This is a genomic window from Sulfurospirillum diekertiae, from assembly GCF_011769985.2.
In the GTDB taxonomy this organism is placed as follows: Bacteria; Campylobacterota; Campylobacteria; order Campylobacterales; family Sulfurospirillaceae; genus Sulfurospirillum; species Sulfurospirillum diekertiae.
In genome coordinates, this window is sequence record NZ_CP039734.2 from 1,477,676 (window position 1) to 1,503,693 (window position 26,018).

Sequence of the window (26,018 nt, forward strand, 5' to 3'; positions counted from 1 at the left end):
ATTAAGGTTCTCCTCTATGGAGCTGATATAAGAGCACCGCTCTTCAAAACGTGATGACGCTTGATGCTTTCACGTTAAAGTCCGTTTTTCGGATAGGTAAATGCTTTAAGGACACGTGTGATGAAAAAAATGGTATGTCTCATTTCAGTAGCAGCAGTGCTTGGAATGAATGCTTACGCAAGAGATTATGTTGAAGATGTTCATGGTGGCATCTCCCATGCAAGTATCGATGGAGAGCACAAGGCTGCTTACGATATCGGTTATGGCATTACAAAAACATTAGACAATAAAGTGCTTTTTGGTGTTGCTTTTAATGGCGAATATGCCAATCTAAGTGATGGCTCAATGTATGGCGCTGGTACAGATTTTAAACTCGGTTACAATGTCTGGGAAAAACTGAACGCTTATGGTATCGTTGGTGCAAAACTTCAGTCTGTTGATGGTAACGCTGGCTATGGTTTAGGTTACGGGTTAGGGGTTGATTATCCTATTACAAGGGCTATTTCTGCGGCAGTGGAGTATAAAAGCTATAACATGAATGCAAGCAATATTCCTGATTATGACTACAAAACATTAGGGCTTAATCTCAAATACGCGTTCTAAAATACTTTGCAGGGAAACAATCCCTGCACATTGTTACTTATTTCTTTTTCGATCTTTTTTAGCTTGTTTGGCTTTAGCTTTGGCTTGCGCTTTACGAGCATCACTCATTTTTGCTTTATCAGAGTTCACCTCACCCACATTTGTTTGTTTTCCAATATAGGGAACCGTATGTTTTTGCTGTGTTGAAAGTGCTGCTAGTTTATAACCTTTTTCCATTTTAACGCTATTGTTAAGTAATCCGCCCATGTTATGTCCTTCTTGCGATATTAAATGTCATTGGAGAAAAATCGTTGAGAGTTTTGTAACGATATGTAGAGTTATTATACTTTATCCTTGCTTCAACCCATGTAAAAATCTTTACATGTAAAGATAATTTGCTTTTCTTTCAGACTAATTGATTAAAATAGCGCGTAATGTTTTTACATGTAAAAGGAAAAATATGGTAGAGCAAAACCTCATAACCGCCCAACAATACGCTATCAAGCATAAAATGAGTACCTTAGTAACACTACCATTCAAAATGAGGCAACAACTAAGCCAGACAAAAATGAAACAATAGACTATGAGGTCGAATTTCATAAACTTTTGAGCAAATACATCGAACTACAAGAAAAATACACCCGACTGATTGAGGAAAAAAGCCATGCGACGAAATGAATTTGAAATCACCGATAAAGAGATAATTCATACTTTACTGAGTGAATGTGAATACGGAACCCTCTCACTGATTGACAATAATGTTCCATACGGAATACCGCTTAATTTTGTTTGGTGGGAAGAGGGTATAGCATTTCATGGAGCAAAAGAGGGTAAAAAGATAGAACTGATTGCGCAAAATCCCAATGCTTCATTGAGTATTGTGAAACCCTATTCGTTACTTCCATCATACTTTAGTGAAACAACTTCGGCATGTCCAGCATCGCAGCTTTATGCGAGCATCATCATGCAAGGAGTCATCACGATCATTGAAAGTAATGAACACAAAGCCAGTGCACTAAACGCTTTAATGGAAAAGCTCCAACCTGAAAAAAGGTATGAAACCATTACTGCTGAAAATCCTATGTACAAAAAGCGCATTGAAGAGATCATGATCTTAAAACTTATACCAAAGAGTATTTCATGTAAATTAAAAATGGGACAAAACCTTCCTCCTGAGCGAAAGAAACTTTTGTTAAAACACTTGGAAGAGCGTGGCACACCCCTAGATCTTTTAAGTGCAAATGCCATACGTCAGTTAAGTTAAAAGCTTTACATGTAAAGAAAGAGGGCATTTTACAATGCCCTTAGAATGGAGTCGTTTAGTGATTTAAAATATCGAGTGTTTTTTCATAAACACCCAGTTTGCTAAGCTCATTATTGAGCTCTTCAGTCAATTTGGATTGAGACTTTAATTCACCAGAGATGAGCTGACTCTTCTCGGCCAAATTTTCCATATCTGAAGAGAGAGCATTGCTTTTGGAAGAAACGGCTAAAAGCCCACTGCTCACATTACCCATTGTTTTGCTAATACTCTCTACCGCCTGAATGATCGTACTTACCGATACATTGGTCTCTGAGAGGCTTTTTTGGGTACGTTCTGCCAATTTGCGCACTTCATCTGCGACAACAGCAAAACCGCGTCCATGTTCTCCTGCCCGTGCCGCTTCTATGGCTGCATTAAGGGCTAAAAGATTGGTCTGGTCTGCAATGTCTGCAATAACACTTAAAACAACACGAATATCGCGGACATTATTCGTAAGATTATCGACCTCAATAGAAAGACTTGCATTGTCCGAGCTTCCTTGCTCCATACTAGAGGAGAAGAGGTTAAATTCACCTTTGACCTGCCCCAGTTGTGATTCTATCGCATCAATGGCCGTTACAGCATCTTGCAATGTACTACCAATGGTTCGAAGTAATGGCATGCTTTGTTTCATCTGCTCAAGCATTGCTTTGTTAAGGTTATTGATGATCGTTTGGCGATTGATTTTTCGTAGTAAAAAATAACTTTTAAATCCTGCGTATTTTTGAACAAAATTATCAATGTAGTCATCTTCAAAATTACCTCCATCAACCTGATAGAAAAAGATTGCGGTTAATGTTTGGTTGATATTGACGCCAAGGAGCTCACCAAAGGTCGAAAAACCTACAACAGGAATCTCTTTAAAGGTATCCAGTCGATTGAGCACCTCGGCATTACAGAGACGTCTTAGAATACAATCATTAAAGATTGCACCAATTGCCTTAGGCTTATTGCGGCTAAAATCAGCAAAATCATGGCTTGTTGTCTGCACAAAGTCAGTTTTTTCTAGTAAAACAAGCTCTTCACCCGCTTCAATATCACAATAAAAATGAATCGTATCGTTTGCAATATCAATAGAAGCAATGGAGCGAATATAAATCTCTCCATCAATGGCAATACCAAAAGTATAATTTGCAAGTTTAAAGTTGAGTTCACTGGCAGAGCAATGAAAATGGCTGGTTAACGCTTCTATCACACTGACATTTACATTGGTTTTACGATCCAAAAATGCTGTGACCGTGCGAGTGATAGGGTTGGCTGCCAAAACAGTAAATACCGTGGCCGTTGGTCTAAAATTTTGACTTTTAAAGACACCAAAACGGTATTTTGGAGCAAGCTTTATAAACGTAATAACCGCATGATGGCGAAGTGTACGAGTTCCATCATAAATATAAGTGTTTTGAAAATCTAATTTACCACCAGCACTACCTCCTATCAGCAAACAGGGGAATTTCCCTATATGATAGACCGCTTCCATAAAAAAGCTCTCACTTGCGCTCAATCCGTCAATAAGTGTATATCCAAGGGTATCATCTGAGCGCATTTTAAAAGGAACACGCACTTTTTTAACCTCTTCAGCAATCAAAGCGGAACGTTCAGCCGCTGTTTTTTTACTGGTTGCCATATCTTCGCTTTTGAGCGGAATTGAAGCCACATAAATATCGCTCACCATATCAGGAGAAAAGAGCATCAAAACAATATTATCGCCTTCGCCAGCATTGGCAGAAGAATAAAGGGAAGGAAGGGGATTAGAGCGATCCAAACTGCATAATTCACCTGCAGTCGTTGAAAGAATTAATGTTGTATCGTTAGGAAGCAGCTGTTTAATTTTTGAAGAGATAGCACTAAAATCAAGAGCAGGGGAAACAAACCCTAAAACAATTTTTGGATTAAAAGGAAGCTTTTCAAGAGCGGTTGTCATCGTTTTTTCTTGAAGCGTTAAAGTTAAAATAGCTTGATTGGGTAGTCCACTTGACGATGAACTGCTAGATTGATGCGATGATTCGGTTGATGAGCGAAAGAAACTTAACATGAGATACTTTCCTTAAAATAAATTTTTTGTTATTTCTAATTATTAATTAAATACTTGCTTAATTGGCATCATTCATTCATCAAAGTGCTATACCAGTAAAGCCAAAAAAACACTTGACAAAAAACCAATTTCTGCATCTTTGTTCATGCTAACGCACAAAAAATAAAGGTGTACTTAAAAAGCCTTTGAATGAAGCCTCCTTGTATGGGAGCCGAAAATATGGTAACTTCTTTTATTTATTAATTATTGAAAACTTAAATTTTCATAGTTAATTATCAAATTCTAACGTAACAAATATTACATTAAGTTCGTAGCATGAAAATAGCTTCTATGGAGTTAAAAAATAAAAACTCCCCTTATATAAGAGGTTTTGAGCTTTTGTTGATACATGGAGATAAAACAATCTTGAGAGATTTTGAAACAATAACTATACTATTATGGACAACAGCAGAAATATTCTCGCATCACAAAAGTAAGCAATATTTCTGCCGTTGTTTTTTTAACTTAGATGCCTAATGATTGTCTTTTAAAGTACTCTTTACCCACTTTACACAATGGACATGCATTGGGTGCTTTTTTACCTCTATGAATATGTCCACATACTTCACATACCCAAATTTCTTCTTCAGCATCCGCAAAGAAGCCATCTTCTTTCATCGCATCTTGAAGAGCTTTGTATTCACGCTCATGTTCAACTTCGACTTTACCAATGGCATTAAAAAGACGTGCAAGCTCTTTATGACCCTCATCTTCTGCTATTTTTGCAAAGCCTGGGTACATGGTTGTATGCTCATAGTTTTCACCCGCCATCGCAGCATCAAGATTTTTGAGTGTGATCTCAGTTTCAGCGCCGTCAACAAGCTTGTGATAGGCTTTAAATTCAGCTCTTGCATGCCATTTTTCATTTTCTGCCGCTTCTCTAAAGTGACGAGAAACTGCATGCCAGCCCTCTTCTAATGCAATGTCTGCAAATAGGTCATATTTATTACGCGCTTGTGACTCTCCCGCAAATGCTTTCATCAGATTAACTGCTGTTAGGTCTTTTGTAATACATTCCATCTCTTGACCACAGCAGGTAAGTTTACCACCACCTACATTTTGAACTTCAACTTCGTTACCACATTTACTACATTTATATGTCTCATACTGTTTCATTCATACTCCTTTATATTTGTGCTGAAATTCTAATACACACTTACTTAAATTGTAATTAATTGTAATTAATAATTTTTATTATCTATAAAATCCCTTTTTTGGTAAAAAAATCTTCGATAACTTTAGGTGCAAACGCTTTATCGTACATGTAAAGCTCCTGCCATGTTTTTCCTTCTAAAAAACTCTTTGTCTCAATCTGATATTTTTGCTTCATCACGGATACAAACTCTAAAACAGCACTAAATAAAAGTGCGTACTGTGCAGCGGTAAATTTTTTGAGAAGATCAAACAATCGGTAATAATTGACCATCTTTTTACTCGACTCTTCACTCATGCGAAGCGACCAAATACGCCCTGCAAAATCATGTTGGTACTCAACACCACTGCGAATTTCCAGAGAAAACTCTCTAAGTCCTTTTAAAAATGTCTCTTTGGGTAAAAAATTTGCGGTATTGTGAAAGAAAAGATAGATACTAAAAAGGAAAAGATCCTCAACACAGGGTGCGTAGTTTTTGATTTCGTCGTACGTCTCTTTTTCAACGCTTAACTGCATTCGAAGATACGCTAGATGTTTGACGCGCCAGTTATCTTTTTGCTCCGCCCTCTTCTGCCACTCGATCAATGTAGGTCTCGGTATATCGTAACGCTCAACTAAAGGCTTGTAAGATGTCTGCATCGCTTACTCCCAAGTCAGAATAAACTATTCTATTACATTTTTTAAAATATTTCAATATATAAGGTTTTGAAGAAGATTAAAAGGAGAAATGTATACCATTTGTTCACATTAAAAACAGATGGTATACATCAAAATAAGATTAGATATGAAAGTGTTTTAGAAACGCTGGGTTATTTTCAACCAAACCAAGCTCTATAAGGTGTTGTATCGTACGTTGGTCACAGTCAGTGTCTTTTGGCCACTCTCTCGTGTAGCCATCCAGATCATTTTTAGTCGTTGCATCAATGCCGATAAACTCCTCTTCGATAAAAATATCGCGGAGCGCATCAATGTTATTGACCACGCGCCAGATGAGCATATAGGCATTATCCACACTATTGCCCTCTTTATCCACTACGATCAAAAGTTTCATATACTCACTTAAAGGCTTAAGTGCTTCATACACCTCTTTACCTGCCCTCTTTTTGTCAATGGTCATGACGGTAATCGGTGTTTTTGTTTCTGTTTTATACTGTTTAAGGGCACTGACTTCTGGAACCAAGGTTGTCACTTTAAACAGAAGGTCTCGATCACTTAAAATGGTTTTAGAAGGTGCATCGATCACACCACCGGTACAATCCACCCCCAGTTTTCCGCCAAATAAGGCATTGGGAGAGGCATGATCAAGCGCGTCGCACACACCTTCACTGATGAGTAAACGTTTGGCATTGATGCGATTGAGAATGTAATCACTCAATTTGTCATAATCATGAAGTTCAGGAGCATTTTCATCCACAAAAATTGCATGTTTGACAAAGCTCATCTGCCCAACACCCCAAAACGCGTGCATAAACTGTTTGGCATGTCCTGGGTAAAGTACATTCATCTTGGCTAAAATAAAGTTATGAAACACACCGTTTTCAGGCATATTATAATCAATCAAATCGGGTGCAGTCGTTTTTAACAGTGGTAAAAAAATACGCTCTGTCGCCCAGCCCATGTATTTATCTTCAAGTGGCGGTTTGCCCACAACAGTGGCTTGATAGACTGGTTTTTCTTTACATGTAATGCACGTCACGTCCATCACGGGATACGGCTCTTTAAGGGTGTAATAGCCCGTATGATCGCCAAAAGGTCCTTCGATCTCCATTTGGCTAGGATCAACCCACCCCTCGATAACAATATCTACATCTTCAGGCACGTAAATGGGATTGGTCAAGGATTTTACCAAGCGTGCGTTTTTATCTTTGATAAAACCATAGAGTAGGAGTTCAAACATCCCAATCGGCATTGGCGCTTGTCCGCACCAAATGTAGAGAGGATCACCACCAATTCCAACGCTCACAGGCATTTTTTTACCCGCTTTTTGGTACTCATGGAAAAAATGCGCACTATCTTTGTGAATTTGCCAGTGCATACCCAAACGGTTTTTATCGTACACTTGCAAACGGTACATGCCTAGATTTTGTTTGGTGCCATCCAAACTTTGTGTATAGACTTGCCCCATTGTGATAAACGGGCCGCCATCTTCACTCCATGTGGTTAAAATCGGAAAATCATACAGATTTGGCGCATCATACACCTTCGTTTGACAAATACCTTTTCCTTTTAGACGCTTTGGAAGCGCATTTTTAAGATTGAACAGTGTGCCAAGCATGCCCATCTTGTCCATAAACGATGTAGGCGGTTTCATGTGCATCAATGCTTCGATCTGCTTTGCCACAACATTGGGATTTTTACCAAAAATAAGCTCGGTTGCTTTGGTGGAACCAAATACATTCATTAAAACGGGAATATCAAATGATTTTCCAAGTCTCTTACTGACAGGATTGGTAAATAAAAGCGCTTTGGAGTCCTCTTTTTTAACCTCAATATAGGCTAAATGCGGGATTTCTAAGTCAATATCAAGCTCGTCATCGATAACACGTAAAAGATCGTTTTGGCGTAAAAGCTCAATGATTCTCTGCATTATTCACCTTTAAAAAATTTCATTCAATGCAATGTGCTCGGCACGTTCCAAAAGCGCTTTAGCCCCACGATCAAGCACTTTTTGCGCTAAAGCTTTACCGACAGTTGCATACTCTGCGCGTGTTGTTGTAATCTCTTCTTTAAGCATTTCCGAACCATCAGGAAGGCCAATAATCGCTTTTACATGTAAAGCATCGCCACGTAGTTCTGCATTCACACCAATAGGCACTTGACAGCCACCTTCAAGGATCGTCACAAAGTCGCGCTCAACGCGGGTTTCGATGATGGCATCTTCGTCGTTAAGTACCGAAACCAAACGTTCCACTTCGGCATCACAGACAATTTCAATACCAAGCGCCGCTTGACCCGAAGCAGGGATCATCACCTCTTTTGAAATCGGTGCAAAGTGTGTGACTTCACTGGCAAGCCCCAAACGGTTTATACCAGCACTTGCCAAGATAATCGCATCAAATTCGCCCTCTTTGAGCTTGCGAATCCGTGTATTGACATTACCTCGTAGATTTTTAATCACAAAATCAGGACGAAGTTTTAACAGTTGCATTCGACGTCTTAAACTCGTTGTTCCAACCACAGCACCTTGAGGCAATTCCTCTAATGAAGCATATTTTTCAGAAAGCATAGCATCACGGACATCTTCACGTTTGGTAATGACACCCAGTTTAAGCCCTTGTGGAAACTCCATCGGAACATCTTTCAGACTATGAACGGCAATGTGCGCTTCACCCCTCAGCATCGCCTCTTCAAGCTCTTTCGTGAAAAGTCCTTTGCCTCCTATTTTTGCTAAAGCAACATCTAAAATTTTATCGCCTTTGGTCATCATAATAGAGAGTTCGACCTCAAGCCCAGGGTGCGCTTTTTCAAGTTCCGCTTTGACATGTTCGGATTGCCAAAGGGCAAGTTTACTTCCACGGGTTGCAATAATTAGTTTTTTCATTTAGACTCTTTTATAAATTTTCTATAACTTCGTTTTGTATCATCTTTTTTGCCATCAAGGTAAATGGTTGGAGTGCCATTAACCATCAAAGCATTGGCTAATTCTTGATCGCTATTGAGTTGTTTTAGAATATGGGGTTGATTAATTTGCTCAATCGTAAAATTTTTATTTAACGCTTTGTTGAAAATATCTAAAATTGCTTTTTCATCCGTCTCTTTAATATCAAAAAATTCTTTATAGACTTTTTTGACAATTTCATGATCACCCTTCTCTTCTGCAAAGATCATTGCTTTGACGAGTGTTGGAGATGCTGGATGGATATTCAGTGGAAAATGATAATAAAAAAGTGCAAATGTTTCAGGATATTTCTGTACATCGGCAAGAACTTCTGGGACAAAATCCATACAGAAAGGACACGATGGATCACTAAATACAACGATTTTATGAGGTGCATTAAGATTGCCTTCTAAAAGATGCTCTTTATTGTAAGCAGAGGCATCCATATCAAGCGAATAACTCCCCTTGACGCTTCGACCGTTGTTCAGATTTGTAAAATCCTTACTCAAGATTTTTCCATTGGTAAAGACCATATCATTGACGGAGAGTTTTTTACCCTCTTGCTTGACTAAATTAAGATCAATACGCACAAAATAGACCATCCAGTCAGGCATCTCTTTCATCGCTTCTTTTTTGAGAATAACAACTTTATCAAACGTATAATTTTCATTCGGAACAATGGCTTTTTGTAAAAATGTCGTGACTTTTGTGTCAAGATCAGCATTTGCATCTGCGGCAAAAAGTGAAAGACTACTTAAGGTGATTAGTGTCGTCAATAATTTCAACATCAATGATCTCATCTTTTTTTCCTTCCGTAAAATATTCAGTAGAACTGTTCTCATCTTTTACATGTAAAAATTTTGAAGCAATCAGTGTCACAATAGAGCTAAATTGCAACAAAAGTCCTACAATGTCGCCTAAAAAACCTGGCAAAATTAGCAAAATTGCACCTACAATGGTCCAAAGATTCAGTCGTTGAAAAGATTCAATGCTAATCTCTCCTTGCATCAGGGCATTAAGATTTTGCATCAGTGTAATACGCATATTTGCAAGTAAAATAAACCCGAGTACAGCAGATACGACAAGCTCAATAAACGTTGCAAATGCGCCTATAGCAGAAGCAATATTGACACTTACCATGACCTCTAAGAAGAGATAGATTAAAAAATATTTCACGCTAAAAGTTCCTTAAGTTTAAAAAGAGCTTCCTCTTTTTTAACAACGGTTTTTTCCAATGTCTTACGCTCAACAATTTCAACAAAACCCTCTTCAAGCTCTTTACCAACAATCAGTGCATACGGAAGACCAATGAGTTCATAATCTTTCATTTTAAAACCAAAACGTTCATTTCGATCATCTAAAAGAACACTGTAACGCTCTTTTTTCAAGGCATTATACAGTTCTTCTGCATAGTTATTTTGTGCTTCATCTTTGACATTGGAAACAATAATATCGAGCAGATAAGGCGCCGTTTGTTTATTCCAAATACACCCTTTTTCATCATGGCTTGCTTCAATCATCACCGCGACCAAACGACTCACCCCGATACCGTAGCATCCCATATAAAACGGTTGTGCTTTACCATTTTTATCTAAGAATGTCGCACCCATCGCTTTAGCATATTTTTGTCCCAGTTGGAAAATGTGCCCTACTTCAATGCCTTTGGTAACGCCTAGTTCACCGCCACAACAAGCGCATTTGTCACCCGCTTTGACACTCGCAAGATCTTTGTAGCGATCTTCGTTGAAATTAAACATGGAGACACCTACCATGTGAAAGTCTGTTTCATTGGCACCACAGATAATATTTTTAGCCTCTTTAAGTTCTAAATCTATGTAAAATTTTACACATTCTAGTCCGACAGGTCCAATAAAACCTGCTTTGAGCCCTGCACGTTCAACCTCTTCTAAAGAAGCGTCTAAAAGATCAAGTGCACCACAGGCATTTTGGGCTTTGGTCTCTTGAAGCTCATCATTGCCTCTAACAAAGAAAACAATCACCTCTTCTTTATCCACATAGACCGCTTTTTTTACTACCGCTTTAATGCTGTAAAACGGATCGACTTTAAAGAAATTACAGACATCTTCAATGGTTTTCATATCAGGCGTTTTAAATTTGGAAAGATTCGCTTCAGGAGCTTCAGATGGGGCAAGTCTAGGAGCACGTTTTGCCGCTTCGATATTGGCAGCATAGGAGCATTTTTGACAGACAACAATGTCATCTTCGCCATTTTGCGCCAGTACCATAAACTCTTTACTACCACTTCCCCCAATAGCACCACTATCAGCATCTACCGCTCTAAAATCAAGTCCTAAACGCGTAAAGATTTTGGTGTAGGTCTTCTCCATCACATCAAACTCTTTTTTCATACACGCTTCATCTTCATGGAAACTATAACCATCTTTCATCGTAAACTCACGACCTCGTAGAAGTCCAAAACGAGGACGTGCTTCATCACGGAATTTGGTGGTAATTTGGTACAAATGCAATGGTAATTGTTTATAGCTATTGATGCGGTTGCGAACAATATCCACCACTACCTCTTCATGGGTTGGTCCTAAAACAAATTCATTTTCTTTTCGATCTTTAAAGCGACACAACTCTTTGCCAAAAACATCATAACGTCCACTTTGTTTCCACAGTTCTGCAGGAGTGACCACATCCATTTGGATCTCTTGCGCACCCGTTTCATCCATCTCTTCTTTAACAACATTTTTAATTTTATCAAAAACGATTTTTCCCATCGGCAAAAAGTTATACAATCCGCTACCTACTTGAGAGATAAAACCGCCACGCACCAAAAATTGATGGCTTGGAAGTGTTGCATCTTTAGGCGCATCTTTGGTTGTTGGTGCATATAATTTTGAAAACTTCATTACTTAACTCCCATTTGGTATTCACATTTATACATATTCATTCGTTTGGTTTGATCTTCATTAATGTTAAAAATATATTGAACCGCTTGTACAATCGTATCGGCTTCAGGTTTTTCCGCGACTTCTTTGAGGTTTTTAGTGGGTGAGTGTAAAAAAGAGTTAAATGCATGATGCAAGAGTTTTTCTACCTGCTCTTGCAACTCTTCAGGAATATACCCTTTTTTAACTGCTTTTTCTAACTCTTGCAAGGAGCACTCTTTGGCGTGATCGCGAATCTCTTTGATGATAGGGTCGACACACATACTTTGCAACCATTTAAAAAAGTCCATCGTAGCTCGACCCACAATAGAATAAGCAATTTTGGCTTGCTCTTCACGAAGAGACATGTTTTGATTTACAATCTCTTCCAAATCATCAACCGCAAAAATATGGAGATCCTTATGCTCACTCACGTCAATATCACGAGGTACCGCTATATCAAACCAATACCGTGAGAACTCACGCTCTTCAACCATATCATCGGTAATAACACTATGAGGCGCTCCCGTAGCTGTAAAAACGAGGCGGTAACGATTAATAAATTCTGTCAATTTTGAGTAAGGTGCAATCGTTGCCAATTCACCTAATTCTGTGGCTAAAGCTTGGGCATGTTCCAAATTACGGTTGATAATAATAATGTTAACGCCACTGGAAATTAAATGTTTTGCTGCTAATTGACTCATCTCACCAGCCCCCACAACCAAAGCGGTTAAGCCTCCAATATTGCCTAGTAAATCTTTGGCTTTACTCACCGCAACACTTGAAACCGAAACAGGACTTTTTGAAATATCGGTTCGACTACGTACTTCAGCGGCACAGCGAAAAGCATGGTGCATCGCACGTCCTAGTTTTTGTGCGCAGTAGTTATTTTCAAAAGCAAATTTAAATGCTTCTTTAAGCTGACCCGCAATTTGAGTCTCACCAATGACTAAACTATCAAGAGAAGAACAAACGGTAAAGAGATGATGGATCGCACCATTATCCTCATAAACATCTGCCCTATCCTCTAATTCTTCACGCGGAATGCTCGAAACGCGACTGACAAGATCAAACATATCGTTCAGTGCTGATTCACACTCTGACACACTCGCAATCACTTCAACACGATTACATGTAGAGAGTAAGATCACTTCGTTCACTGCGGCACAACTTGTCAATGTTCCCATAAACGTACGGCATTTTTCTTCTGAATTAAAAGCCAATTTCTCACGAATACTAATATCTGTGTTCTTATGTGTAAAACTCATAGTGAGGTAATGCATTAAAAATTCCTCTCAATCATCTCTTTAATAATAGTGTTCAAACCCACATCTTCTTCTTTTTCAATGACCTCTAACGCTTCCAAGCCTAACTTCCGTGCATACGAAATGGAGTCTTCCAATGCTTTTGTTTCATTCATTTTTGTTTTAATCCACACTTTTTGTGTTTCATCGAGTTCTTGCTGGAACAAAGAGAGCAGTTTTGTCTGATCAGAGGAAGAGAGTTTACGGTACATGTAAAGATAAGGCAAGGTTGTTTTTCCCTCTTTAAAATCATTTAATGAAGGTTTTCCAAGCGTTTCACTGCTTTGAGTAATATCTAAAATATCATCGATTATCTGAAAAGCAAGCCCTAAATTTTTGCCATACAGAGCATAAATAGTAGCATCTTTGCCAGCAAGTAATGCCGCAGCTTTAGCGGAAGCTTCGATTAGGGAAGCTGTTTTTTTATAAATCATATCAAAATAACGCTCTTCACTGTCATTAAAAGCATGGGAAAGTTCAACATCTAATAGTTCACCAACAGAAAGAAGTGCAACAGCGTGAGAAACACTATAAGCCACATCATTAGGCATAAATGTCAATTCGCTAAAGCCTTTTGAGTAGAGTATATCGCCTAGCATTATGGCTGTTTTATTGCCAAAAAGCGCATTAATGGAGTCTTCCCCTCGTCTCGTGAAAGCATCATCAATGACATCATCATGTAACAAGCTTGCCGCATGAATAAGCTCAACAATAGCAGCGAGCTTAAGAGAGTTATCTGTAACTCCAGCAATCTTTAAAATGAGTTTTGCGCGTAAACGTTTACCTTTCGGAACTCTATGAAAGAGTTCAACACTGCGTGCGTCGCCTAAAGAAGCGACCATTTCTACCATCAAATTTTCAACTTTTCCTAACACCTGTGCGATCCTACGGTTTCTTTTTGGGTTTAAATTCAACTTCTATACGTTGTAAATTATCTTCTATAAATATATCTAAAATTGCCTCTTTATTTCTTTGATCGAAGTCATTAAAAACAATCTTCAGATACGTTTGGGCAAGCATTTTGTTGTCACCATCAGGTAACAATGGAATAATCACTGTCTCTAGAGGATGTTTCTTCTGCATTATATATTGCATGGGATAGCCTCTATAGTTGACTAATACTGTCAACATATTATTCGTATACAGTGTCCAACGTAAGCGTAAAATGTACTCATTGTTGGGATTATCTGCTGTAGGTTTTTTTGTAACCTCTTTATGGTTAATTAAAACCAACCCTATTTCATCTTTTTTAAGAATAAATTGATGGGTGTATTCGTAATTAATCCCTGCTGAGAGAGCATATGTGCACGCTACTACCCAACAAACAAATCCTAGCCCTATTTTACTCATTTTGAGTTAATATTTCTCCCATTGTGCTAATAAAAAGATCATTATTGTGCTCAACAACAGAATCTGTCTCATCCATTAACACCGTAGAAATCAATCCTTCAAGAGCATCGATTCCAAACTGTTTTTCAAGTAAAATCTCCATGGCACTGTAACGATCTACGATTTGTAGAAGCTTCATTTTGACTAAATCTTGGTTAGCATGAAAGAGAATATCAAAAAATTTACTTTTGGGGCTTCCCATAAAAAAGTCATCTTCATCTTCGTACAACATCAAATTCTCCTGTGCTTTTAAAAAGATACGATTATAGCACACTAAAACTTGTCTCATCTAAAATAGCTACTTTCATAGATCATTTTAACAATGAATATTGACTAACAAAGTGTTAGTCATTGTCGTATTTTCTCCATTAAATATCCTCATTAAACACACCATAAAATAGATATTTACATATAATTATATGTAAAATAATCTGTTAAATTTGTACTGTTAGTATATACAATATAAATAGAAATTTACGTATTATTTGTTACATTTACATCTTTACATGTAAAACATATAAACACTCTTTATTGGTATATGCCCTACCGTTTTCTTGATATGCCAATCTCTACTTTTTTAATCATTAGTTGCTTGATAGAGTTACTTGACATTTAAAAATATTTAGTCTATACTTTCATCAACACAACATCAAAAGGATGAAAGATGAATCAAGAAACCCTCGCCTTACATTACGGATATGATAAGCAACACTTTGGAACAATGTCAGTACCAATCTATCAAACCACTGCCTATGACTTTGGAAGTGCAGAGACTGCTGCCAATCGTTTTGCCCTTCGCGAACTGGGACCTATTTACACACGTCTAAACAATCCAACAACAGACGTCCTTGAAAATAGAATTGCCGCTGTTGAAAATGGTGAAGCAGCGATTGCAACTGCAACGGGACAAGCGGCTATCTTTTTCGCTATTGCAAACTTGGCAGAAGCTGGAGATAACATCATTGTTGCTAAAAAAATCTATGGTGGGGCAACGACATTACTCACACACACGATTAAACGTTTTGGTATCCAAGCAAAACTCTTTGAGAGCGATGATGCCAATGATTTGGAAGCATTGATTGATGACAAAACTAAAGCAATCTTTTTTGAATCACTGTCAAATCCACAAATTGCAATTCCAAACATTGAAAAAATCGTTGCTGTAGCTCAAAAATACAACATTATTACCGTATGTGATAACACCGTTGCAACACCAATTCTCTTCCAACCACTCAATCATGGCATAGATGTCAGTGTTCACAGTGCAAGTAAATACATCTGCGGTCAGGGCAGTGCAATGGGCGGATTGGTTGTTGAAGCCAAAGGACTTAATGCTAAACTTATCGGTAATCCACGCTATCCACAATTCAATGAACCCGATGAAAGTTACCATGGCTTAGTTTATGCAACATTACCATTCCCTATTTTTTCACTTAGGATTCGCCTCTCACTCATCCGTGATATTGGAGCAACTATTGCGCCATTTAACTCTTGGTTATTGATTCAAGGGTTAGAGACGTTATCACTACGTGTGAAAGAGCATTCACGGAATGCTTATAAAGTAGCTAGTTTTTTAAAAGCGCACCCTAAAGTAAAAAAAGTCTCTTACCCTGCTTTAGAGAGTGACCCTTTACACAGTAGAGCGAAACAGTATTTTAAAGAGGGCCAAACATCTGGACTGTTAAGTTTTGAAGTTGATGATTTTGAATTTGCAAAACACATTCTTAATTCCACAAAAATATTTTCCGTTGTTGTGAATATTGGTGATTCAAAATCGATCATTACCCATCCTGCAAGTACAACCCATCAACAACTTTCTGTTGAAGAATTAGAGCTTACGGGTGTTAAAGCTGGACTTATTCGACTCAGCATTGGACTTGAAAATGCAGATGATCTTATTGAAGATCTTAAAATTGCTTTAGGTTAAGGAAGCAATATGTCATTACTCTCAACCAAAGGAATGTATGGTTTAAGTGCCATGTACCAACTCTTTTTATCAAAGAGTGTGAAACCTTTGCAAATTAAAGAGATCTCTGCACGTGCTGAGATTCCACAAAACTACTTGGAGCAACTTTTGATTCTATTGCGTCAAGCAGGTTTAGTCAGTAGTGTTAGAGGTGCCTATGGCGGTTATCTTCTAGCCAAGAATGCTCAAGATATTTTGATTAAAGATATTTTGATCGCCCTTGAGGGAAATCTTGTCGTTACAGAAGGAGAAGTAAAAGACCCTGTACTTCGCATTTTCTATGAAGAAAGCAATGCCAAGATACAAGAGATTTTTAATTTACCGCTTTCTGAGTTTGACGTTTATGCACAACGTCTTAACAATCAATTAAATTATAACATCTAAGGAGATTATTATGTATGCACACAATGTAACTGAACTAATTGGCAACACTCCTCTTGTCAAACTAACCCGTGCCTCAGAAGCTTCCAATGCTTTGGTACTAGGAAAATGTGAATTTCTAAACCCTTCACATTCGGTGAAAGATCGTATCGGATTCAATATGATTAAAACAGCACTTGATAAAGGATTAATTGATCTCAATTCAATTATCATCGAGCCAACAAGTGGTAACACGGGTATTGGACTTGCGACCGTATGTGCAAGTTTAGGGCTTAAACTGATACTTACAATGCCTAGTTCCATGAGTTTAGAAAGACGTAAACTTCTAGCAGCATTAGGTGCAGAACTTGTACTAACAGAACCTGCATTAGGAATGAAAGGTGCTGTCGAGAAAGCAACTGAACTCTCAAAAGAGATACCAAATTCATTTGTGCCACAACAATTTTCCAATGAATCAAACCCAGCCATTCACTATGCGACCACCGCTGAGGAGATTTGGAAAGATACCGATGGTAAAGTCGATATTTTTATAGCGGCTGTTGGTACCGGTGGAACCATTACGGGTACAGGGAAAAGACTAAAAGAGCTAAATCCTAATATCCAAATTATTGCAGTTGAACCAGAAACATCTCCTGTTCTTTCAGGTGGAAACCCAGGACCGCACAAAATCCAAGGAATTGGTGCTGGATTTATTCCTTCAGTCCTTGATACAAAATTGTATAATGAAGTGGTTAAAGTCAGCTATGAAAATGCTATTGAGACTTCTCGCAATCTTGCAAAACAAGAAGGCTTATTGGTAGGTATTTCAGCAGGTGCAAACGTTTATGTTTCATCCCAAATAGCACTTAAACCTGAGAATAAAGGTAAAACAATTGTTACTATTTTATGTGACACTGGCGAGCGTTACTTAAGTGCAGGATTATATGAGTATAAAGAGTCGTAAAACGACTCTTTATTTTATTTCTTCCTCTTTTATTCATTTTTATGGTACTATTTTCTCAACATAAAAGGGGTACAGGTACGTTATGAAACGAATCCCACGCATTCTTCTTAAAAAGCCTATTTTACTTGGTTCAATAACATTTGTTGTGAATCTTGTCATTAGTATGTCACCTGTTCTATACCTTCATGGGAAACATGTAGAACACTACAAAAGTATCCCTTCTTTCAATACGCAACTCCTTATCGAAGAGCAGGACATTGTTTACAGTGCCCTGCTCTATTCCTTTATTTTTGCATTTATTATTTCCATTCTTATCACACTTCTAGCCTTTTTTTTAAAAAAATCTTACCTTGAAGTTGAAAACTTATCACATTTTGATGGTCTAACAGGACTGTATAATCGTCTGATGTTTATGAATGTCTTTCAAAAAGAAATACAAAAAGTAAAACGTAACCGTGATTATCTTTTTTTAGTCATCTTGGATATAGATGATTTTAAGCCTATTAATGACACTTATGGACATCTTATAGGGGATGAGGCAATTAAAATAACGGCTAGTACGTTACAGCAACTTCTTCGTGCCTCTGAATCCATTGCACGTTTTGGTGGAGATGAATTCATTATCTCCATTGTTGATCAAGACAAAAACGCTGCTTCAACGATTGTCAATCGTATTTTAAATGAATTTAACAACAAAACAATTCCCGTTTCTCGTAATCACGATCATCAAGAACTTCAAATCAATCTCAGTATTGGATACACACTTTATAGAAGTGATGATGATTTTAAAACAATGCTACAACGTGCCGATCAAGCCCTGTATATCTCTAAAGAGGCCGGTAAAAACACCGCGACATTCCTAGCTTAAACCAAGTCTTACTCCTATTTTTGTATAATCTAACAAAAATTTATAAGGTATAGATGACTATGAGTGAAAAAAGCACCGTTTATAACCCAAAAGAAATAGAAGAGAATTATTACAAAATTTGGGAAGATAGAGGCTATTTTGAAATTGACGGCAATAAAGCCATTCAAGAGCAAGGCAAAAACTTCTGTATCATGATGCCACCTCCCAATGTTACGGGAAGTCTCCATATCGGACATGCACTTACGTTTACACTTCAAGATATTATCACCCGCTTTAAACGCATGGATGGATTTAAAACACTTTGGCAACCAGGAACTGATCATGCGGGAATTGCCACACAAAATGTGGTTGAAAAACAACTCCTTGCTCAAGGTATTAAAAAAGAAGAGTTGGGACGTGAGAAGTTTCTAGAGAAAGTTTGGGAGTGGAAAGCGTACAGTGGCGGACAGATCGTTCACCAAATGCGTAAACTTGGTGTCTCTCCTGCATGGAGCAGAGAACGTTTTACGATGGATGATGGACTTAAAAATTCTGTTAAAAAAGCGTTTGTTAAATACTATAAAGAGGGACTTATTGTTCGGGGTAACTACATGGTAAACTGGTGTACTCATGATGGTGCGCTGAGTGACATTGAAGTAGAGTATGAAACCAACAAAGGCAAACTGTATCATTTAAAATATTTTCTCAAAGATTCTAAAGAGTTTTTAGTCGTAGCGACCACTCGTCCTGAAACCTATTTTGGGGATACTGCTGTTATGGTTCACCCTGAAGATGAACGTTATAAGCACCTTGTAGGTCAAAAAGTGATTCTTCCACTCATTGGTCGTGAAATTGAGATCATTGCTGATGAACATGTCGATATGAGCTTTGGAACAGGCTGTGTTAAAGTTACACCTGCGCATGACATTAATGACTATGAAGTCGGTAAACGTCATGATTTGGAGTTTATCACGATTTTTGATAGCAATGGTATTCTTAACAATTACTGTGGTGAATTTAAAGGGTTAGAACGCCTTGAAGCACGTGCGCCTATTATGGCAAAACTACAAAGTGAAGGGTTTGTCGATAAAGTCGAAGATTATGAAAACCAAGTGGGTCACTGCTATCGTTGTAAAAATGTGGTGGAACCTTACATTTCCAAACAGTGGTTTGTTAAAAAAGAGATTGCGGAAGGTGCTATTGCAAAGGTCAATGAGCACCTAGCCGAATTTTACCCAAGCCACTGGCTTAATTCCTACAATGCATGGATGAAAGAGCTTCGTGATTGGTGTATTTCGCGTCAGCTTTGGTGGGGACATCAAATTCCTGTTTTTTATTGTAATGCGTGTGGACATGAATGGGCAAGTGAAGCGGAGAGTGAGTCAGAATGTCCTAAGTGCTACAGCAACAAGCTTCACCAAGACCCTGATGTCCTTGATACATGGTTTAGCTCAGGTCTTTGGCCTTTTTCAACACTCGGCTGGGGAAATGGCGATGCTTACAAAGATGAAAAATGGGATGAAAGCGACTTAAAAGATTTTTATCCTAATACCCTGCTCATTACAGGCTTTGATATCCTCTTCTTCTGGGTAGCACGTATGATGTTTTCGGGTGAACACACCCTTGGAAAACTTCCCTTTAAAGATATTTATCTCCACGCTCTTGTCAAAGATGAACACGGTCAGAAAATGAGCAAAAGCAAAGGAAACGTGATCGATCCACTGGATACTATTAACGAATACAGTGCAGATACTTTGCGCTTTACCCTCGCCATTCTTGCAGTTCAAGGTCGTGACATCAAACTGAGCGGTGAAAAATTAGAGCAAATTCGTAACTTCACCAACAAACTTTACAACGCTTCACGCTTTTTGTTGATGAATGCAAACTCATTTGAAGATTTAGACAAGATCGAAATTAAAACCGCTCTTGGTTTATACATGAAAAGCCGTTTAGCTGTGGCAACGGAAGAAGTACGTGCTCACTTTAGCGATTACCGCTTTAATGACGCAGCCACCACACTGTACCGCTTCTTGTGGGGTGAATTTTGTGATTGGGGTATTGAGCTGAGTAAAGCAGACAAACCTGCTATTTTGGAGCTTGGAGCTATCTTTAAAGAGGCAATGAAGCTTATTCATCCCTTTATGCCATTTATCTCTGAATTCCTCTACCAAGAACTTTCCGATAAAACACTGGAAGACAATGAATCCATTATGGTCAAACGCTATCCTCATGCACTCAAACAAGACGAAAAAATTGAGAAGACCTTTGAACTTGTTATCGAAGCGATTGTAGGCATTCGACGTGCCAAGGCCAATATTGATCTTGGAAACAAAAAAATAGAGCACGCTTTTATCAAAGTTTCTGATGCTACAAACCTAAAAGATGCGTTGAAATACATTAGCTTATTGGCAAAAGTTGAAAATATCGACTTTACTGAGGTTAAGATCGCTAACTCAGCCACCGACGTGGGCGATAACGTTGAGGTGTTTATTCCACTCGATGGTGTTGATTTGGGCCCCATCATTGAGCGCCTGAACAATCAAAAAATCAAGCTTGAAAAAGAAATCATGAAACTCTCAAGTATGCTCTCTAACGAGCGCTTTGTTGCCAATGCGCCAAAAGAAGTTATAGCAGAAAATCAAAAAGGGTTGGATGATGCTAAAGCTAAAATGGTCAAAATTGAAGCGGAACTCATTTCACTCGGTATTTAATCTTTACATGTAAAGCAGTTGGAGCTTTCAAGCTTCAACTGCTTTGCCTCTTTTTACGCCTTTGGACGAAAAAGTTTGATCACATCCTCATTACATGTAAGAAAAGGTCCTTCTAAAAGATCAATGCAATACGGCACAGCAGGAAAGACTGCATCTAAACATTCACGTATGGATTTAGGTTTTCCAGGAAGATTGATAATCAAACTACGACCACGAATACCTGCCGTTTGTCGTGATAAAATGGCGGTAGGTACATACTTAAGACTCACTTGACGCATCAATTCTCCAAAGCCTGGCATCATCTTCTCGCAGACAGCCTCCGTAGCTTCAGGCGTTACATCTCGAATAGCTGGGCCTGTGCCTCCTGTAGTGACGATTAAACAGCATTCATCATGATCTGCCATGTGTTCAAGGGCTGCTTCAATGAGTGGCTGTTCATCAGGAATCACTTTGTACACGCTCTCCCACTCACAGCTTAGATACTCACTTAAGACTTGAATAATTGCTTTGCCTGAAAGGTCCTCATAAATACCTGCGCTGGCACGATCAGAGATCGTAAGAATACCAATTTTAATCTGTCTCATATTATTGCTCCATGTTAAATTCGAGTAACGCTTTAATCGTTTTGGTATAAGGAGCATCGACGCCTATTTGATGAAGAGCTCGAATGACAACACCACAAATTTCTTCTATTTCTAACGTTCTACCATGTTCTAAATCAACCAACATAGATGGCTTAATCGAATCAAACTGCTTAATTAAGGCAAACATGGCATCCACATCTTCTTGCGAAATCTTTACATGTAAACTACGTGCAGCATAGGCGGTTTCTTGCATAAGTCCATAAACCACTTCGCTAAGAGGACTTTTCTCAAACAAAACACCTGTTTTAACACGCAGTAACGCGCAAAGTGCATTAACCCCATTGTTAATAATCAGTTTTTTCCACAGTTCTTGTTTGATGTCATATGTCGTTTGGGTTGGAATCCCTGCATGATTTAAAACAAGCGACAATGCTTCCAAAAAACGCTCATTTTCCATCGTTGTATGCATCATACCTAAAATAGTTTCCGCACTGCCAACCGCTTCTACATATCCAGGAGAAACCACATGTGCCCCAATTTTTCGTGTCAATCCGCCCATAATATACTCTTCGGCAAAATAGTCACATAAGATAGCTTCATTTTCAACACCATTTTGCAAAGAGAGAATATACGGTGGTTTCATTTGAGCTCGAAGCCATTGCGCAAGTTGAATGGAGACTTCACGTGTTGCAATTGATTTAGTTGCAAGAATAATAAGATCAAATGAAGTAGCATCTAATTCAGATAAACTCGGTAAATCAAGTGCTTGAATTTTTTGATCAAATTCTAAACTCGGATGCTTTACATGTAAACCCTCAGTTTGAAGCGCTTCAAGGTGTGCCCCTCGTGCAATAAAGACGACGTGATGACCATCTTGGAGAAGTTTGGCACCAAAATAGCTTCCAACTCCTCCTGCACCAAGAATGATAATATTCATTTTTTTGATTGAGAAAGACGCACACGAACACTCGCTTCATGCGCACCCAGACCTTCAGTGTGAGCAAGCAATGCGCACGCTTCACCAATTTCATCAATGCCTTGTTTGCTCATACTGATGATAGAAGAACGCTTCAAGAAATTTTCAACGCCAAGCGGCGAGTAAAACTTAGCTGTTCCACCCGTTGGAAGGGTATGATTGGGTCCTGCGATATAATCTCCAATCGGTTCAGGCGTATACGAACCCATAAAAATAGCACCTGCATGGTGAATCTTTGGCAGGAGATCAAAAGGATGAGACGTAACCACTTCTAAGTGTTCAGGCGCAATTTGGTTCATCAAATTCACCGCTTCATCCATATCACGCGTCACAATAATCGCCCCACGCTCTTTGATCGAAACTTCGGCAATCGCTTTGCGGTCTAATGTCTCAAGCCACATATAAATTTCGGTACGTGTTTTTTCCGCAATTTCAAGCGAAGGTGTAATCAAAATAGAACTTGCCATTTCATCGTGCTCCGCTTGTGAAAGCAAATCAATCGCTAAGAGGTGTGGGTTGGCAGTTGTATCGGCTAAAACACCAATTTCACTTGGTCCTGCAATCATGTCAATGTTCACTTCACCAAAAACGAGTTTTTTTGCCGTTGCTACGAAGATATTACCCGGTCCCGTGATCACATCGACTTTTGGAATACTCTGCGTGCCGTATGCCATTGCCGCAATCGCGCTCGCACCACCTACTTTAAAAGCCTTTTTGATGCCACATAAATGCATCGCCGCCAAAAGCAATGGATTGAGTTCATTATTAGGAGCAGGCGTACAAACAACAACCTCTTTCACCCCTGCGACAAGTGCGGGAATTGCATTCATCAAAAGACTACTGGGGTACGCCGCTTTTCCACCCGGTATATAAAGCCCTGCACGATCCACTGGCGTTACTTTTTGCCCCAAGACAGTGCCATTCTCTTCAAAATCAAGCCACGATTTTGGCATGAGCTTTTCATGGTATGTATAAATGCGTTTATACGCTAGCTCTAATGCCTCTTTGAGTTTAACATCAAGAGCATCGTACGCTTTTTTCATATCACTTGTTTTGACTTCAAGTGCTTCATCGTTTGCAACATGCCATTTATCAAATTTTTCAATATGATTTTTTAAAGCACCATTACCATCGGCTTTAATCTCTGCAATTATAGTCGAAACAATTTTTGAAACATTGTCCATATCCATATTTCCACGACGCAAAAGTGCATCGAACTGGACTTGAAAATTTTGTTCGCTGGTTTTTAAAAGCAACATCGTTAATCCTCTTTATAAGTGCTTTATTATAGCATATTTGCCTTACGCACATACCGAGCAATCATGGAGCTATTGCCCAAAATCCCTCCTTGATGCAAGTAAATAGGCGTTCCATCCAGTGAAGCGATATGTTCCAATAGCACTTTCCAACCCACAGGATCGTACACCAAATCAAATGTTACACCCATCTCATCTTTTAAAGATTTCCATAACTCAAAAAGCTCTGGGTACAATTTGCCATAGTGATATTTTTTCTTGGTCTCTAGAATGGTGGGGACACATGTCAGATCAGGTTCAACCATCTTCCACTGCTTTTGTAAATACATACTATCTCCCACGGTATTACATGTAAAGACAGGAAAGGGAAGATGCTTTTGTAAAAACAGTGCTGTTGTACCTGTTCCTGAGGGTAAAAAAAGATAAGGGTTTTGAATGGAATGTGTTTGTATGTCCGATAGAAGCTCATTGGCTAAAATTTTCATTCCCTCTTCTGCTTCAAGCTGCCTGCCCCCTTCCTTTACATGTAAACTTGTTTCATCAAGCCACTTTTTAGCTTCTTCTTCGCGCAGATGTGATTCGATGATGTTCATTCCATTCACAAGTGCCTCTTTATAATTACCGATAGGATTTTCTTTAAGAAAGTGTGGAATATGATCGCATACATAGATGAACTCCCACCCTTTAAGGCGGGCTAAAACAGAGAGAGAATACATCGCGTTGGACTGATTTGATCCAGAACTTACCACACGCTTAATATGAGGAAAATCATGCGTTAAAAAGTAGTAAAATTTACGTGCTTTATTACCAGAAAAATCTTTATCCAACAGATCATCGCGTTTAATATAAAAAATATGGTTCTTAAAAGTTTGTTTTTCAAAAGGAGAAGGAGGAAAAAACATCGTTACATGTAAAAAGAAGGAGACCTCAAAAGAGGTCTCTTAAGGATTATAAGCGATTGAGACAATTAAGATCTTCAAAGGCTTTAAGTAAGCGGCTTTTAATAGCCTCTTCACCTGAGCGAAGCCATTTGCGTGGATCATAATATTTTTTATTCGGTTTATCGTCACCCTCTGGATTACCAATTTGACCTTGAAGATACGGTGCATATTTTTCAACATACCCTTTGACGCCTTCCCAAAATGCCCATTGCGTATCCGTATCGATGTTCATTTTAATGACACCGTACCCTACCGCTTCACGAATGTCGGAGAGTTCACTGCCACTGCCACCGTGAAATACAAAATTGACAGGTTTGGCATTGGTTTTAAACTTCTCTTGAATGTATTTTTGAGAATTATCTAAGATTTTTGGTGTCAAGTTGACGTTGCCTGGTTTATACACACCATGTACATTGCCAAAAGAGGCAGCAATGGTAAAATTAGGGCTAATTTTTAAAAGCTCTTCGTAGGCATAAGCGACATCTTGGGGCTGCGTATAAAGAGCTGAATTATCCATACTGGTATTGTCCACACCATCCTCTTCGCCACCCGTACAACCAAGCTCAATTTCCAATGTCATGCCCATTTTACTCATGCGTTTGAGGTAAGAGACACACGTGTGTACATTTTGCTCTAGTGGCTCTTCTGAGAGATCCAACATATGAGAACTAAAAAGTGGTTTGTGTGTTTTAGCAAAATGCATCTCGCTAGCGCTTAAGAGCTCATCAATCCACGGAAGAAGTTTACGTGCAGCATGATCCGTATGCAAAATCACGGCTACACCATAGTATTCAGCAAGTGTATGGACATGTAAAGCACCACTAATGGCGCCAAGAACTCCTGCTTTAAGACCATTTACACCTTTACCTGCATAAAATTCAGCCCCACCACTGGAAAACTGAATAATAACTGGTGAATTAGCCGTTTTGGCTGCCTCTAAAACAGCATTAATAGAATTTGTTCCCACAACATTGACAGCAGGGATTGCAAATTGATTGGCTTTTGCAATTGCAAAAACTTTCTGCACATCATTACCCGTAACAACACCCGGTTTTACAAAATCAAAAATTTTCGCATTCAACATGAAAACGCCCTTTATTTCAATTTTTACATACTTTT

The 26,018-nt window shown here is 38.6% G+C and carries 25 protein-coding genes and 1 pseudogene; 7 read left to right on the forward strand and 19 right to left on the reverse strand.

Annotated features, from left to right (window positions below; genetic code table 11):
• The first annotated feature begins 120 nt into the window (after window positions 1-120).
• Entirely contained in the window at window positions 121-603 is a 483-nt protein-coding gene (locus FA584_RS07605) for an outer membrane beta-barrel protein (protein WP_087438747.1), read from the forward strand.
• Window positions 604-636: 33 nt separating this feature from the next.
• Here FA584_RS07605 and FA584_RS07610 read toward each other — a convergent pair whose 3' ends face one another.
• Window positions 637-849 (reverse strand): hypothetical protein, encoded by a 213-nt coding sequence (locus FA584_RS07610; RefSeq protein WP_087438748.1) that lies wholly within the window; start codon window positions 847-849, stop codon window positions 637-639.
• A gap of 397 nt (window positions 850-1,246) precedes the next feature.
• Between FA584_RS07610 and FA584_RS07615 the strand changes: the two genes are divergently transcribed.
• A complete protein-coding gene (locus tag FA584_RS07615) occupies window positions 1,247-1,846 on the forward strand; it encodes a pyridoxamine 5'-phosphate oxidase family protein (RefSeq protein ID WP_087438750.1) in 600 nt (199 codons plus the stop codon).
• Between the two features lie 55 nt (window positions 1,847-1,901).
• On the opposite strand, the gene FA584_RS14885 is transcribed toward FA584_RS07615, so the two are convergent.
• The 13 genes and pseudogenes from FA584_RS14885 to FA584_RS07675 all read right to left on the reverse strand — a co-directional run bounded on the left by FA584_RS14885 (window position 1,902) and on the right by FA584_RS07675 (window position 14,583).
• Entirely contained in the window at window positions 1,902-2,531 is a 630-nt protein-coding gene (locus tag FA584_RS14885; protein ID WP_369805714.1) for a methyl-accepting chemotaxis protein, read from the reverse strand.
• A gap of 234 nt (window positions 2,532-2,765) precedes the next feature.
• Window positions 2,766-3,917: pseudogene (locus FA584_RS14890) on the reverse strand (FIST signal transduction protein); the annotation flags it as partial.
• Between the two features lie 504 nt (window positions 3,918-4,421).
• On the reverse strand, window positions 4,422-5,072 hold the full coding sequence (locus FA584_RS07625) for a ferritin family protein (RefSeq protein WP_096046744.1): 651 nt from the start codon (window positions 5,070-5,072) through the stop codon (window positions 4,422-4,424).
• An 82-nt stretch (window positions 5,073-5,154) separates the two neighbouring features.
• The gene (locus FA584_RS07630) at window positions 5,155-5,748 is read right to left on the reverse strand and encodes a hypothetical protein (RefSeq protein ID WP_096046745.1); all 594 of its coding nucleotides are present in this window, start codon (window positions 5,746-5,748) and stop codon (window positions 5,155-5,157) included.
• A gap of 139 nt (window positions 5,749-5,887) precedes the next feature.
• A complete protein-coding gene (locus FA584_RS07635) occupies window positions 5,888-7,696 on the reverse strand; it encodes a menaquinone biosynthesis decarboxylase (RefSeq protein WP_167749054.1) in 1,809 nt (602 codons plus the stop codon).
• A gap of 9 nt (window positions 7,697-7,705) precedes the next feature.
• Window positions 7,706-8,650: a hydroxymethylbilane synthase gene (gene hemC, locus FA584_RS07640; protein ID WP_167749055.1), complete on the reverse strand. Its 945-nt coding sequence runs from the start codon at window positions 8,648-8,650 to the stop codon at window positions 7,706-7,708.
• Entirely contained in the window at window positions 8,647-9,507 is an 861-nt protein-coding gene (locus FA584_RS07645; protein WP_167749056.1) for a DsbA family protein, read from the reverse strand. Before FA584_RS07645 ends, hemC begins: the two co-directional genes overlap by 4 nt.
• Entirely contained in the window at window positions 9,458-9,883 is a 426-nt protein-coding gene (locus tag FA584_RS07650) for an FxsA family protein (protein ID WP_167749057.1), read from the reverse strand. The genes FA584_RS07645 and FA584_RS07650 overlap by 50 nt, the downstream gene beginning before the upstream one ends.
• Complete coding sequence (locus FA584_RS07655; RefSeq protein WP_167749058.1) at window positions 9,880-11,583, reverse strand: proline--tRNA ligase; 1,704 nt, start codon at window positions 11,581-11,583, stop codon at window positions 9,880-9,882. Before FA584_RS07655 ends, FA584_RS07650 begins: the two co-directional genes overlap by 4 nt.
• Complete coding sequence (gene hemA / locus FA584_RS07660) at window positions 11,583-12,884, reverse strand: glutamyl-tRNA reductase (RefSeq protein ID WP_167749059.1); 1,302 nt, start codon at window positions 12,882-12,884, stop codon at window positions 11,583-11,585. The genes FA584_RS07655 and hemA overlap by 1 nt, the downstream gene beginning before the upstream one ends.
• Complete coding sequence (locus FA584_RS07665) at window positions 12,884-13,780, reverse strand: polyprenyl synthetase family protein (protein ID WP_167749060.1); 897 nt, start codon at window positions 13,778-13,780, stop codon at window positions 12,884-12,886. Before FA584_RS07665 ends, hemA begins: the two co-directional genes overlap by 1 nt.
• Before the next feature lie 10 nt (window positions 13,781-13,790).
• Window positions 13,791-14,255, reverse strand: a complete 465-nt coding sequence (locus tag FA584_RS07670; RefSeq protein ID WP_096046753.1) for a hypothetical protein — start codon at window positions 14,253-14,255, stop codon at window positions 13,791-13,793.
• On the reverse strand, window positions 14,248-14,583 hold the full coding sequence (locus FA584_RS07675; protein WP_228447949.1) for a DUF2018 family protein: 336 nt from the start codon (window positions 14,581-14,583) through the stop codon (window positions 14,248-14,250). Before FA584_RS07675 ends, FA584_RS07670 begins: the two co-directional genes overlap by 8 nt.
• Before the next feature lie 375 nt (window positions 14,584-14,958).
• Here FA584_RS07675 and FA584_RS07680 point away from each other — a divergent pair, with 375 nt between their 5' ends.
• The 5 genes from FA584_RS07680 to FA584_RS07700 all read left to right on the forward strand — a co-directional run bounded on the left by FA584_RS07680 (window position 14,959) and on the right by FA584_RS07700 (window position 21,142).
• On the forward strand, window positions 14,959-16,221 hold the full coding sequence (locus FA584_RS07680; protein ID WP_096046755.1) for an O-acetylhomoserine aminocarboxypropyltransferase/cysteine synthase family protein: 1,263 nt from the start codon (window positions 14,959-14,961) through the stop codon (window positions 16,219-16,221).
• Window positions 16,222-16,230: 9 nt separating this feature from the next.
• Window positions 16,231-16,644, forward strand: coding sequence for an RrF2 family transcriptional regulator (locus tag FA584_RS07685; protein WP_096046756.1), 414 nt, complete (start codon window positions 16,231-16,233; stop codon window positions 16,642-16,644).
• A 10-nt stretch (window positions 16,645-16,654) separates the two neighbouring features.
• Window positions 16,655-17,584 carry a cysteine synthase A gene (gene cysK, locus FA584_RS07690; RefSeq protein ID WP_096046757.1) on the forward strand — a complete coding sequence of 310 codons (930 nt, stop codon included), beginning with the start codon at window positions 16,655-16,657 and terminating at the stop codon, window positions 17,582-17,584.
• An 82-nt stretch (window positions 17,585-17,666) separates the two neighbouring features.
• Entirely contained in the window at window positions 17,667-18,452 is a 786-nt protein-coding gene (locus FA584_RS07695; protein ID WP_167749061.1) for a GGDEF domain-containing protein, read from the forward strand.
• A gap of 59 nt (window positions 18,453-18,511) precedes the next feature.
• The gene (locus FA584_RS07700; protein WP_167749062.1) at window positions 18,512-21,142 is read left to right on the forward strand and encodes a valine--tRNA ligase; all 2,631 of its coding nucleotides are present in this window, start codon (window positions 18,512-18,514) and stop codon (window positions 21,140-21,142) included.
• A 53-nt stretch (window positions 21,143-21,195) separates the two neighbouring features.
• On the opposite strand, the gene mog is transcribed toward FA584_RS07700, so the two are convergent.
• The 5 genes from mog to fbaA form a co-directional block, all read right to left on the reverse strand.
• On the reverse strand, window positions 21,196-21,726 hold the full coding sequence (gene mog / locus FA584_RS07705; protein ID WP_167749063.1) for a molybdopterin adenylyltransferase: 531 nt from the start codon (window positions 21,724-21,726) through the stop codon (window positions 21,196-21,198).
• A 1-nt stretch (window position 21,727) separates the two neighbouring features.
• The gene (locus FA584_RS07710; RefSeq protein WP_167749064.1) at window positions 21,728-22,663 is read right to left on the reverse strand and encodes a ketopantoate reductase family protein; all 936 of its coding nucleotides are present in this window, start codon (window positions 22,661-22,663) and stop codon (window positions 21,728-21,730) included.
• On the reverse strand, window positions 22,660-23,961 hold the full coding sequence (gene hisD, locus FA584_RS07715) for a histidinol dehydrogenase (protein WP_167749065.1): 1,302 nt from the start codon (window positions 23,959-23,961) through the stop codon (window positions 22,660-22,662). Before hisD ends, FA584_RS07710 begins: the two co-directional genes overlap by 4 nt.
• A 26-nt stretch (window positions 23,962-23,987) precedes the next feature.
• Complete coding sequence (locus FA584_RS07720) at window positions 23,988-24,785, reverse strand: 1-aminocyclopropane-1-carboxylate deaminase/D-cysteine desulfhydrase (protein WP_369805666.1); 798 nt, start codon at window positions 24,783-24,785, stop codon at window positions 23,988-23,990.
• Between the two features lie 121 nt (window positions 24,786-24,906).
• Entirely contained in the window at window positions 24,907-25,983 is a 1,077-nt protein-coding gene (gene fbaA, locus FA584_RS07725) for a class II fructose-bisphosphate aldolase (protein WP_228447950.1), read from the reverse strand.
• Window positions 25,984-26,018 lie beyond the last annotated feature (35 nt).